The organism is Collinsella aerofaciens (assembly GCF_015552075.1).
Taxonomy (GTDB): Bacteria; Actinomycetota; Coriobacteriia; order Coriobacteriales; family Coriobacteriaceae; genus Collinsella; species Collinsella aerofaciens_Y.
The window spans coordinates 20,557-33,353 of sequence record NZ_JADNDZ010000016.1 but is presented as its reverse complement, the minus strand read 5'-3'; the positions used below and the strand labels follow the sequence as shown (position 1 = coordinate 33,353).

Here is a 12,797-nt window from a genome sequence, read left to right as displayed (position 1 = left end):
GTCATGCCTTGCCTTTTGAATGACAAATTGTCGCTCTGGGCGGCGCGCAGCGTCGGCCCGTTACGCGGTTTGGAAAACCGCGTAACTACTCCCGGACTCCGTACTGCTCGTAGTAGGCGTCGATAGCGGTCTTGAGCTCGTCGTCGATGACGACTTTGCCGTCGATCTCGTGGTTGTAGAGGGTCTCGACGACCTCGGCCATGGAGACGATGCTCGCGACGGGGAAGCCGTACTTGGCCTCGATCTCCTTCTGCGCGGTGGTCACGCCGCCCTTGCCGACCTCCATGCGGTTGAGGGACACGATGAGGCCCTTGATCTCGACATCGGCAGCAGCCTTGACCTTGGGATAGGTCTCGTCGATGGACTTACCGCTGGTGGTGACGTCCTCGACCATGATCACGCGGTCGCCGTCCTGGGGCTCGTAGCCCAGCAGGTTACCCTTGTCGGCACCGTGGTCCTTGGCCTCCTTGCGGTCGCAGCAGTACTTGACCTCCTTGCCGTACAGCTCGTGGTAGGCAATCGCGGTCACGACGGCCAGGGGAATACCCTTATAGGCCGGCCCGAACAGCACGTCAAAGTCATCGCCAAAGTTATCGTGGATGGCCTGGGCGTAGTACTCGCCCAGCTTCTTGAGCTGATAGCCCGTCACGTAGGCGCCGGCGTTCATAAAGAACGGGGACTGACGGCCGCTCTTAAGCGTAAAGCTGCCGAACTTAAGAACGTCGGACTCGACCATAAACTTGATGAACTCTTGCTTGTAAGCCTCCATGCGGGCTCCTCTCGTAATCGCGTACGTGCCCTCCAGTTTAGCGCAGGCAGGACGCAGATGCGGTCGCGCTTTGGAGCCACGGCACTCTGTAAGGGCTTTGTCAGGGGCGATGATTTTCCGAACAATGGGGTTGACACGGCAAACCCCCTCGTCAAAAATACCGGCGGATTGAAACGGGTACGAGATACCCGAAGCGCGCTGCGCCCGGCCTTAAGGAGGTGTGCCATGGAAGGCAGCCATAGTCGAAAAACCTGCATGTCGCCCTCGGCACGCCGCGAGGATTCCGCGCACGCATAAGCGCCAACAGTCGATCACCAAAACCACCACAAAGGTGCCTGCCCCCCTTGTGGTGATTCGCGAGCATGACGTGAGCGACATCTAGGTTTTTTGCAATTCAATACGACACGTACGCTAACTCCCTTTAGCAAGGAGGACCCTATGCTGATGCTCAAAACCGCCACGGTACTCGAAGTCATCTCCAAGCGCCGCCGCACGGCGCGCCCTGCCGCTCACGCCGGCCTTGCCAAGAACACCATCTTTGCCGCAACCCATAGCGCCGAGGACTCCCTCGTGCTGCTCGACGCCACGGCTGACGGCCTCACCGCCGGGCAGGCCGCCGAGCGCCTGGACGGCGCCGGTCCCAACACCATCGAGGCGCCGACCAAGACACTTGCCCGCCGCATCGCCGACGCCTTCATCGACCCCTTCGCCGGCATCCTCGCCGCGCTCGCGCTGGTCTCGCTCTACATCGACGTGCTCGCCGTGCCCGAGCCGCAGCGCGACCCCTCCACGGTCATCGTCATCGGCATCATGCTACTGGTATCGGGCGGCATGAAGTTTATCCAGGAAGCACGCAGCGGCAATGCGGCAGAGGCCCTCAAAGACCTGGTCTCCAACACCTGCACCGCCCTGCGCGACGGCGAGCGCATCGAGATACCCTTCGATGAGCTCGTCCCCGGCGACGTGATCCGCCTCTCCGCCGGCGACATGGTGCCGGCCGATGCCCGCATCATCACCGCACGCGACCTGTTTGTGATCGAGTCCGCCCTCACCGGCGAAAGCGAGGCCGTCGAGAAGACCGCCGTCGCCACCGTCGTCGAAGGCGCCGACAGCTCCACGCTGCCGCTCTCCGCCTGCAAGAACATCGTCTTTACCGGCACCTCCGTGCAAAACGGCACCGCCATGGCGCTTGTCGTGGCCACCGGTTCGGACACCTACTTGGGCGGCATCGCCAAGATGCTCAACGGGCGCGGCGAGAAGAGCGCGTTCGACCGCGGCGTCTCGAGCGTCTCGATGCTGCTGGTGCGCCTGATGCTCGTCATGGCGCCGGCAGTCTTTGCCATCAACGCCGCCACCAAGGGCAACGTCATCGATGCGCTGCTGTTCGCCACGAGCGTGGCCGTGGGCATCACGCCGCAAATACTTCCCGTCATCGTGACCACGAGTCTGTCGCAGGGAGCCAAGGACCTCGCCCGCCGCCAGGTCATCGTCAAGGAACTGTCTGCGATCCAAAACCTCGGCGCCATGGACGTGCTGTGCTGCGACAAGACCGGCACCCTCACCGAGGACCGCATCGTGCTCGAGCGCTACCTCAACACCGACGGCAACGAGGATACGCGCGTGCTGCGCCATGCGTTCTTGAACAGCTTCTTCCAGACCGGCCTCAAGAACCTCATCGACCTGGCCGTTATCGACCGCGCCGATGTTACGCTCTCGACCGTCGTGCCCGATTCCATGCTGGGCCAGAGCCTGCGCGACCGCTACGCCAAGGTCGACGAGGTGCCCTTCGACTTCTCGCGTCGTCGCCTGAGCGTGGTCGTCGCCGACGCCCAAGGAAAGACCCAGATGGTCACCAAGGGCGCTGCCGAGGAAATGCTCGAGATTTGCTCCTACGTCGAGGTGGACGGCACCGCTCAGCCGCTTACCGACGAGAAGCTTGCCCAGATTCGCAAGCAGGTGGCAGGACTCAATGCCGAGGGCCTGCGCGTGATCGCCGTGGCGCAGAAGACCAACCCGCGCACCGTGGGCGAGTTTGGCATCGCCGACGAGTGCGACATGGTGCTGATGGGCTTTTTTGCCTTCCTCGATCCGCCCAAAGCGAGCGCCGCGGGCGCCGTCGCCACCCTCGAGGCCAAGGGCGTGGCGGTAAAAGTCCTGACCGGCGACAACGACCGCGTCGCCGCCACCGTCTGCGAGCAGATTGGCATCGACGCAAGCAACGTTTTGCTGGGCTCCGAGATCGATGCGCTCGACGACGCCGAGCTGGCGGAGCGCGCCGAGCAGACCCATCTCTTTGCCAAGCTCTCGCCGCTGCAGAAGGCGCGCTTGGTGCGCGTCATGCGTGAACTGCTCGGCCATACCGTGGGCTTTATGGGTGATGGCATCAACGACGCCGCCGCCATGCGTGCGAGCGACTGCGGCATCTCGGTCGATTCGGCCGTTGACATCGCCAAAGAATCCGCCGACATCATCTTGCTCCAGAAGGACCTGGGCGTGATCGAGCGCGGCATCATCGAAGGCCGTCGCACCTACGGCAACCTACTCAAGTACCTCAAGACCACGGTGAGCTCCAACTTTGGCAACGTGCTGTCCGTGACCGTCGCGAGCCTGTTCCTGCCGTTTTTGCCCATGAGCGCCCTGCAGCTGGTGCTGCTGTCGCTGGTCTACGAGATCGTGTGCATCGCGCTGCCGTGGGACACCGTCGACGATGCCTGGACTGCCCGCCCGCGCGCCTGGGACGCTGCGTCCATCAAGGGCTTTATGCTCGAGCTGGGCCCCGTGAGCTCGCTGTTTGACATCGTGACCTTCGCCGCGCTCTTCTTTGCGGTGTGCCCCGCCACCGTGGGCGCGAGCTGGGCCGAGCTTGCCGCCGCGGGCAATGTTGCCGGCATGGCAACCTTTGCGGCGATTTTCCAGAGCGGTTGGTTCGTTGAGTCTATGTGGTCGCAGACGCTCGTAATCCACATGCTGCGCTCCCCGCACCTGCCGAGCCCGCGCGACCACGCCGCGCCCGCGCTGTGCGTGCTCACCGTACTGGGCCTGACGCTCGTCACTTGGCTGCCGGCAAGCCCCATCGCCGAGGCTCTGGGCCTCATGCCGCTGCCGGCGAGCTTCTTTACGCTGCTCATCGGCATCGTCGCCGCCTACATTGCGCTGGCCCAGCTGGCCAAGCGCCACTACATCGCCCGTCACGGTGAGCTGCTGTAACAGACAGCCCGAGTCCACCACGGCAGCCGTTTCCACAACCCGTCCCCTCAGCAGTTGCGGTGAAATAGTTCCTGTTTTAAGACCCCCAAGCCTTATTCAGGAACTATTCCACCGCAACTTATTGAACCACCACAAAGGTGCCTATCCCCTTCGTGGTGGTTTTGGGGCGTTACGAGGCGTTGGTCAGGCGGCTCCAGAGCTCGTCGATATCGATCTGGTCGCCGCCGCTCAGATACCCAGTTCGAATAAAAGCCTCATTGTAGATATAGATGTCATGAGCGCTATCGCCATCGTCTTCGGTGTCGTCGGCCATAATCACGTAGCGGTGGCCGTCAAGCGCCTTGACCAGCCAATACAGGGCATCATCGATTGTGCATTTCTCCTGCACCATCGCCGCATCGCCAATCGCGCCGATGAGCGCCCGCTCGCCCTTTGTATAGCCGCCCACCGAGAGCAGAATCGCGATGTTTTCGTCTCCGCCGCCCGGTTCAAGCTCCTCGTACTCGGACTCCGAAAGCGGTATCGCGCTGTTCGCAAGCTCGTCCACATCGTCCGAAACCTTGGAAAAGGTAAAAGCGAAAAATCCCGCGTCATCGACGGCGCCGTAGCCCACGTTCTCGCCTTGCCACTCATAATTTTGATGTTTGAGCAGGCGCACCAGATCGGCACCACCCAAGTTGATCGCGGCATAGACCGTCACGTTGGCATTGTCGTCCACGCAGGCGGCGTCCGCCGTGCTCGCTGCTTTGGCGCCGCCCGTTGTGCCCGAGCATCCAGCCAGCGCGCAAGCCGCCGCGCCCGCGCCCGCCACAAAGGCCGCACGGCTCATCGTCATCTCGTTCATCATGTTCGTCCCTCGCTATGCTATTGGCCGCATCGCACTTAGCCGAGCGCGCGTCCGGTCTTTTCCTGCCAAAATTCGTTAATCGTGGGAGCACCGCCGCTCTGGGTAAACGTACCGGTCTTGATGGCCTCCTCGGTAATGAGGTCCAGGCGGTAGTCGCCGTTTTCCATTGGGCTCACCATGGCAACGTGCCGCGCCATGTTGGAACCGTAGACGCACGCGATCCACGAGCCCGAGGTGATCTGCGCCCGGTCCTCAACCGGAACGGAAAAGCCCGCGATAACATCCTCGCAGCTCGAATAGCCCGCAAGCTGCAGCGTAAACATCACGGTACTCCCGGTGCCGCCCTTGTCGAGCTTTCCGATTTCATCCTCGCCGAGCCATTCGGTTGCGCCATCCTTGCTGATATTGCAGACGCTGAGCACGCGACCTGCCTCGTTCTCGTACATCTCGAGCGCATCTTGCCAGGTATAACCCTGTTGCGACGCAAACTCCTGCAACTGCCAGCCCCTAAGCTCGAGCAACGCTGTGATGCTGATGTTGCGGTGCGCATCCCAGCAGTCATCCGACCACGTATCGAACGCGTCCGCCGAGCCGCTGTCTGTGTCCGCACCGCCGCCCGCATCACCGGAATCGCCCGATGACGAGCCCGCATCCATCTTGTCCTTTACCGGACGATCGTCGTTAAAACCCGTCGTGTCCTGCGCCTGCTGTCCACCGCACCCCGCAAGCGTCAGCAACGCCGTTCCCGCCGCCGCGACAAACGCCGTGCGCGAAATAACCGTCTCCCTCATCGTTGTTCCTTTCCCGTTTCTTATCACAGTGCCGAGCAACGCCTCGACACCGATCCACCCATAGCCCACTCACGCTATTGACGGGGCAGCTCCGTCCAGCCAAAACCGGGCTCAAAGCCATCGCGCGTGCCGATCACGTCGCCCGAGCCGTTCACCCAAGCTTGGTCCGCCATCACCGAAACCTCGACATCGGTACCGTCGGGCCTGGTGTAATGGTTGACCCCGCGAATAGCATCGGAATACGAGGCCGCGCCCGTTCCCACACCTGCGCTGGAGAAATTGGCCGCGCTGGCGGCCATATTCGCGGCGTGTTGACGATCGCTGCGCTCAAACCAAGCCTGCTGGTAGCTGTCGAACGCCGCCTGCTGCGAGGCATGCATCTGCTGCCAGGCCGCGAACTGCTGTTGCTGCTGGGCGATGTTCATCTGCGTGCGCTGACGCTGCTCGAGCACCATCTGCTGCTTTTGAGCGCACGCTTCGCGCGCAATCGACGGGTTGAGCCGCAGGGTCGACGCCATTGAGGCAAGCGCCGTGGAGGCCGCCTCGTCCAGACGGCCTTCTGGCGCAACCAGGCAGAAGCTGTCCCTGATACGCCACTGCAACAGGTCGGCCGCGCCCAGCTTGAACGGCGCCCCGTCTGGGTAATCGCCCTGATCCGGAGCCTGATCTTTCACGGCGCGCTGACCCGCCGCCGCAGCCGCCTGGCGCTCGCGCAGGCGTTTGCCCAGAACGCCGCCGATCAGCCCGCTCGAAAGGCCTGCGCCCAGCAGCGCCTCGGCCCCGGCGGCAACGCCTTTACCCACAGAGCCCGCGACTCCGCCAATCGAGGCCACATAGCCCTCGACTTTGGCCGCCACCGCAAGCTCGGTAGGCACCGGGGCGCCCGCGAGCCGATATCGACGCATGCGGCACTCATAGATCACATCACTCGGTTCCATCGAAAAGCCCTGAATCGCAAAGTCGTTTGCCGCCTCGCGCTTTACGCGAGCACGCTCATGTTCGATATCGACCGCTGCGCTCGATGGGTACGGCTGCTCGGCCACAACCTCCGCCCGCGCGCCCAGCTGTGCTGCGCAGGCCTGGGCCAACTCGTCGCAAGCTGCCCCCACGTGCATAAACGCCTTGCGCTCGGTTTGCGTGGGGATACGTTTGGCAACGGCGCCCGCATCCACGTAGCAGAGCTCGGAGCGGTACACAATCCGCTCGCCCGCCAGGCCCGCCGCCGTCACGCCAACTGAAATCGGGCAGTCGAAGCTACTGCTGCGCTCAAGATGCGCCTCTTCGATACGCCAGCCCCGCGGCAACGCCACCTGCGCGAGCGCCTGACCGCCAGAAGCATCGCATGCGGTATGGAGCTCAAGGTCGCCGGCGCGGGGAGCATCCGCCGAGGCTGTACCGCCAGACGGCGACGCCGCCTCGGCACTCCGCGTTGGCACATCTGCCGGCACGGCCACACTCGGCTCACAACCTTCACCCGCGCCATCATCGGCAGCCGCCCCATTTGCGTGTTCCGCGACACCCGGGTCATCCTCAACGCTCTCAAGCCGAACACCGCAGCCCGGGCAAAATCGCACCGGCACGCCGGCGACCCGCGGCAGCTGCATCCCGCACGCCGGGCAGAATCTCAAATCACTCATCCCGTACACCCCTCATTTCATTGGCTGTTCTTGATGGCGGCTAGCTGTCGCCACAGTTCATCGGCACCGTCAAGGCGATATGCCGTCTTGTCGAGCACGATATTCCCGCCCTCGAACTCCACCGATTGCTCCGAGCCGTCTTCATAGACAAAGACGAGCGTGCGACCGGCATCGCTCATCCGCTCATCCACCGCACCTCCCACGGTGCAATCGTCGAGCGCGGCAAAAGTCGATGCGACCAGCTCGGCATCGTCGGTCTCATAGATCGTCCGCGCCTCGCCGTCCTCGATAAGCTTGACTGCCACCGGATCGGCAGCACAATCGTTCAGCAACGCTTGCGCGGCGTTCTTTCCCTGGTCGGCACGGGCACCAAAGCCGTATGCCCGCACAAGCGTCACCGCCGCAGCAAGGACCACCACGGCGATAAGCGCGCCCGCAATTTTATTAGACGAGCAACCACGAGACGCCATAGGCCCACCCCTTCCGTTCTGCTCCGCTCAACATCACATTCATATGCCTTTGAGCGCCAAAACGGCAGGTGACAAATGTCTCATATTCATATTTTTGCAGGTAAAACCACCACAAAGGTGCCTGTCCCCTTCGTGGTGGTTTTGGCTAGTCTTGGGGTGTCCAGGACCAGAAGAAATTGATGAGGGCCACGCGCGAGGCGGCACCGGTCTTTTTGTTGATCGAGGCGATATGGCGGTAGAGCGTAGAACGCGAAAGGAAGAGCGCTGCCGCAACGTCCTGCACGCTGTCGTCCGATACGACCAGCGCCTCCAGTACATCGCGCTCGCGCTTGGTAAGTCCAAAGGCGGCTACAAAACCGTCGAGTCGATCGTCAAACGAAAGCTCCGGTGTCTCCAGGGACACCGTGTCGACCTGATCGGGCGCACGGCTCACGCCAAGATCGTCGGTGGCAAACGCCAGTCCCCTGTGACCCGCTTCGTCCTCAACGCCTTGTCCAAACTGCCCCAACAGCGAGATCGCAATGCCGACAAACAGCACGAGTACGACACCCACCGCCATCAGCACGTTTTGGCTCGAGATGATCGCCACCGCCGGAGCCGTCACAAGCATTGAGCAAATGTTGTTGATGACGCGGCCCATGCACGGCCACAGATACGACCAGCGGGCATACATCGAAATCGCGGAGAACTTCGCGGTGAAGAACACCACGAAAAAGCCCGTGCCCAGGTAAAAGATAATCGTGGCGGCGAGCGCATTGCCGCCGTTGCCATCGGTGATAAGCACAAAGAACGAGAGCGTGGACAGCATGGCGGCGCACGTCATGATGATATTCATATACGAGCGTCCGCGCAGGTCATACAGGGCGCCGGCAGCAAGCGCACTCACAACCAGCAGCAAGCGCGGCCAGTCACCCAGATCGATAGCGCCGGCGGCATGCGAGGTCGTAAGACCGGCATTGAGAGCCGCGAATACGCCGGTGAGGCAGGCGGTCGCCACCGTCAAGCGCACTACGGCACCCTGGAAGGCCGCCTTTGCCTCGGGATTATCGCGCCACTTGGCGCCATGCTCCGACGCATCGACCGATAGCTCGGCAATCTCGGCTTCGAACTCGGGCGCGGACTCATCGCGTAATTTAGCTCGGCGGGTACCGTGAAGCAGCCCAACCAGCGCAATCGCACAGGCAATAAGGACAAACTGTTGAGGAATGCCCGCAGGCATCACCATATGGTTGAGCACCTGTACCAAAATGCCCGCAGCATAAGAAACCGCCACGGCACGTGCCAGACAAGGCGTCTGCGCAAAACGCCGCGCCAGATTGGCATGAGCGGTCGATCCGCAGTAGCCCAGGGCGCAGCACGCCACCAGACCGCCCGCAATCACAACCTGAAACTGCGCCGCCATAATCAGCAGCAGCAATGCCGACACCAGCAGCACGCCCGTCATATCGCTCGTTGCATCGATTGTCTGGGGACGGCGATAGTACAGGAGAGGACGCACAAAATAGCCGATCACGCTCGCGCCGACGACGATGCTCTCGTAGATAACGACCTCGTTCGCCGGCACAAACTCGGCCACGCGCACGTCAAAGAGGTACTCGCCGGCCAAAAACGTGAAAAAGAAAAGCGCCAGGCACAGAATCTCCCGTATGCCCCGGCGCAAATATGCGGTTGTGTCTCCCAGGTCCCTCATGGTAACCCCCACCCGCTTAGATGTCCGGAAAACCATTTTAATAGAGAACGGGTCTTACTACCCACGCAATAGCCGAAGTGTTACGCAATTGCCCTCAACCGCCCTCAACACAAGTTGCGGTGGAATACGGACTGTTTACAGCCAAAAAGGCTGGATTTAGACCGTATTTCACCGCAACTAAAGGAGCCCTTCTCCGATCGCACGCTCAGTTGCGGTGGAATAGTTCCTGTTTGTCCGGCTGGGGGTGCTTTTTAGGAACTATTTCACCGCAACTTATTGAGGGACTGGGTTGCGTGCGATGGAGAAGGGGATGGAGGGATCGGAAGTGTTGGAGCTCGGGTGTTAGTGCTCGGGCGTCAGGATCACCAGAGCGTCGTGCTCAAAGGGATGCTGAGCCACGCGCACGGTGCCGTCACCGTTATCGCGGACGGGCAGCTTGGCGATGCGCTTGTCCTCCATGTCGAGGACCGTCGCCGTCCAGCCGCGCGCGCCGTCGAGCTTAAACTTGAGCGCCGTGGTGCGCGGCAGGTACGTGACGACGCGATCGCCAACGCGCGCCACACGAATGGCCTCGCGCGCGTCATCGAGGAGCTCCTGCGCCGGAACCACGGCAAGCGCGTCGTCGGCAGCCGTGGCACCCAGGCCGGCAAGCACATGCTCAATCGCGCCAAAGTCCCACACGCCCGCAAACTGCAGGCACTCTTGCCAGCGGAACGGCATGTCGAAGCCCTCGCCCAGCACCGAGCCTTGGCTGCGCGATGTCTGCCAGTTCCAAACGCCGTGTGCGCCGTAAGTTACGCCGGCACTGGCGCCGGCAAGAATCGACGACCATACGCTCGCGCGGCAATCCTGCGCGGTGAAGCGCCAGTACACATTGCGCGACGCACCCATCTGCTCGTAACAAGGCTCAGAGTTGACCATCGGCTTTTTAGGGTAGTTGGCGATAAAGTCCTGCGGCAGACGCCATGCCTCGGGCTGGCCCTCGTAGTTGTGGCCGGGCTGGAACATATAAAAGTCCAGACGGTCCAGATACTGCGCCGGAATGGTGCGATTGGCGCGGTTGATATGCATGGTGCGCAGCGCCTCGGGCGCGCGCTTGACGACCTCGTCGAGCGCGTCCTCGTAATAGGCGATCGCCTCGTCGCCGGCAAAGTCGGTATCGCCCGTCACCACGTAGACGGGGTTGAACTCGCCCAGGTTCTCGACGACGCGGGCAACGTGGGCACGGACCTCCTCACGCGGCATAACCTCGGCGCCGCAACGCTCGGCGATCTTGGCACCCCAGGTACCGGGCACGTAGTTGCACCACATAAGCACGAGCGCCGGACGGATGCCGTGCTCGACGGCAGCACGGCACATGGCGGCGGCGCGGTCCCAATATGCCTGGTTGGGACGGGACCAATCAAAGTGCACGCCGTCCTCGCTGGCATAGGGCCAAATGCCCAGGTCGGGGCAGCAGCGGTCCCACTGCGGCAGCGTGTTGATCTGCAGCACATTCATGCCCTGCTCGGCACGGCGGGTCAGGTAGTAGTCCCAGTCATCCTCGGCAATGCTCGTAAATGCGCTCCAGCACGTATCGGCAAACCAGAAGAACGGTTTGCCCTCGCACAAAAAGCCGTCCTGGCGACCGTTGACGGTCAGCTTTCCCAAACTCATCTGCATGTCCTTTCGTTTGATAAAGGATTTGCGAACCGCCGGGGGCTTTCGCGGTAACCCCGTGCGAAAGCCCCTGCCGCTTGGCAAACCCTCGCGGGCGAATCCCGTCCGCCCCATCAGTCTACCTTGCAAGAAGGGCCCCGCCGGGCTTACGCCTGACGGGGCCCTGTCGTGTAGGTGAGGTCATATGTGACCGAACGGTTTGGCCTTAGGCCTCCATCTCGGCGAGTTCCTCCTTGGAGAAGCCGCAGGCAAAGACGACGGCAGCGGCGATGACAAAGGAGATTGCCATACCGACGATAGCCCAGACGGTGTTCATCTGGCCACCCTGCAGGTAGTTGGTGAAGACCAGGAAGTTGGAGGCACCGCCAGCGAGGTAATAGGTAACGCCCATGAGGCCGGAGAACACAGCGCCGATGGCACCGCCGATGAACATACCGAACATGGTGCGACGGAAGCGCATGAGGATACCGAAGAGTGCGGGCTCGGTGACGCCGCCGGCGATGGCGGAGATGACGTAGCCCAGGGCAAGACCCTTCTCGTCGGGGTTCTTCATCTTGAGGAAGGCACCGAAGGCGCAGCCCCAGACAGCGGCCATAGCGCAGTTGGTGGAAACGAAGACGAAGGGATCGTAGCCGGCAGCGATGATCTGAACCTGAGCGAGCAGGATGACGGGCATGTGCATACCGCAGACCACGAAGAGCTGCCAGAAGGCGCCGAGGACGGCCATGACGAGCAGGATACCGATGCCACCCATGTCAGCGAGACCGAAGAGGGCGTTAGCGATGAGGCCGCCGATCTCGTTGCCGAGCGGGGCGAGGACGATGAAGGCGATGGGGATGGTAACGATCATGGTGCAGAACGGCGTGAAGACCGTGGAGAGCACGTCGGGCATGACCTTCTTAAAGAACTTCTCGACGAAGTAGAGGACAGGCACCGAAAGGAAAATCGGCAGGACGGACTGCTGATAGTTGGCAGCGGCGATCTGAATGCCGTAGACGGAGATGATTCCGCCGCCATCCTGGGTCGCGACACTCACGACGGACGGGGCCATGAGGGCGCCGCCGAGGAGCATGCCCAGAACCGGGGAGGCGCCGAGCTTCTTAGCGGCGGCATAGCCCAGGTAGATGGGGATAAAGGTGAACGTGGCCTCGTACAGGGTGGTGTAGAGGAACGTGTAGGTCGGATCGGTGTCAGAGAGAACGCCGAGCATGGTGGGACCGAGGACCGCAGCGATGGTGCGGAACAGACCGCCGGCCATGAGCAGCGGGATCAGCTGGGTCATGGAGCCCGACAGATAGTCGAGGATGATGTTCGGCAGGTTCTTGAGCTCGAACTTCTCCTTGGGAGCATCGATGTTCTCGTCGACCGCGGCACCCTGCTTGACGCCGGACATGGCGACGAACTCGGCGAGCACCTTGGGCACGTTCTGGCCGATGATGACCTGGAGCTGGCTGCCGGCGAACTGGCAACCCAGAACACCCTTGACCTTCTTGATCTTCTCCACGTCGGCCTTGTTGTTGTCCTTGAGCGTCAGACGCAGACGCGTCATGCAGTTGGTGGCGACGGAAACATTCTCCGCACCGCCCACGAGCTCGAGGACATCGGTGGCAATCTGCTTGTTATCTACTGCCATGGGACCCCTCCCCATATCATCGTGTGCCTACTCGTTTGGGCGTAGGCACGCCTTTGGCTCGGCGACTATAACCCCTTACGGCCACCGAACCCTT

General features: G+C 62.1%; 9 protein-coding genes. 1 reads left to right on the top strand and 8 read right to left on the bottom strand.

The window, feature by feature from the left end; genetic code table 11:
- Nucleotides 1–85: 85 nt before the first annotated feature.
- Nucleotides 86–769 (bottom strand): orotate phosphoribosyltransferase, encoded by a 684-nt coding sequence (gene pyrE, locus I2D41_RS01180; RefSeq protein WP_195363268.1) that lies wholly within the window; start codon nt 767–769, stop codon nt 86–88.
- Nucleotides 770–1,207: 438 nt separating this feature from the next.
- Between pyrE and mgtA the strand changes: the two genes are divergently transcribed.
- Nucleotides 1,208–3,976, top strand: a complete 2,769-nt coding sequence (gene mgtA / locus I2D41_RS01175) for a magnesium-translocating P-type ATPase (RefSeq protein WP_195363267.1) — start codon at nt 1,208–1,210, stop codon at nt 3,974–3,976.
- A gap of 169 nt (nt 3,977–4,145) precedes the next feature.
- On the opposite strand, the gene I2D41_RS01170 is transcribed toward mgtA, so the two are convergent.
- The 7 genes from I2D41_RS01170 to I2D41_RS01140 form a co-directional block, all read right to left on the bottom strand.
- Nucleotides 4,146–4,823 carry a hypothetical protein gene (locus tag I2D41_RS01170; protein WP_195363266.1) on the bottom strand — a complete coding sequence of 226 codons (678 nt, stop codon included), beginning with the start codon at nt 4,821–4,823 and terminating at the stop codon, nt 4,146–4,148.
- A gap of 35 nt (nt 4,824–4,858) precedes the next feature.
- Entirely contained in the window at nt 4,859–5,614 is a 756-nt protein-coding gene (locus I2D41_RS01165; RefSeq protein ID WP_195363265.1) for a hypothetical protein, read from the bottom strand.
- A gap of 74 nt (nt 5,615–5,688) precedes the next feature.
- The gene (locus I2D41_RS01160) at nt 5,689–7,251 is read right to left on the bottom strand and encodes a hypothetical protein (protein ID WP_195363264.1); all 1,563 of its coding nucleotides are present in this window, start codon (nt 7,249–7,251) and stop codon (nt 5,689–5,691) included.
- Between the two features lie 17 nt (nt 7,252–7,268).
- On the bottom strand, nt 7,269–7,721 hold the full coding sequence (locus tag I2D41_RS01155) for a hypothetical protein (protein WP_195363263.1): 453 nt from the start codon (nt 7,719–7,721) through the stop codon (nt 7,269–7,271).
- Nucleotides 7,722–7,866: 145 nt separating this feature from the next.
- Complete coding sequence (locus tag I2D41_RS01150; protein WP_195363262.1) at nt 7,867–9,411, bottom strand: helix-turn-helix transcriptional regulator; 1,545 nt, start codon at nt 9,409–9,411, stop codon at nt 7,867–7,869.
- A gap of 342 nt (nt 9,412–9,753) precedes the next feature.
- Nucleotides 9,754–11,067: an apiosidase-like domain-containing protein gene (locus tag I2D41_RS01145; RefSeq protein WP_195363261.1), complete on the bottom strand. Its 1,314-nt coding sequence runs from the start codon at nt 11,065–11,067 to the stop codon at nt 9,754–9,756.
- A gap of 208 nt (nt 11,068–11,275) precedes the next feature.
- On the bottom strand, nt 11,276–12,703 hold the full coding sequence (locus tag I2D41_RS01140) for a PTS transporter subunit EIIC (RefSeq protein WP_195363260.1): 1,428 nt from the start codon (nt 12,701–12,703) through the stop codon (nt 11,276–11,278).
- Nucleotides 12,704–12,797 lie beyond the last annotated feature (94 nt).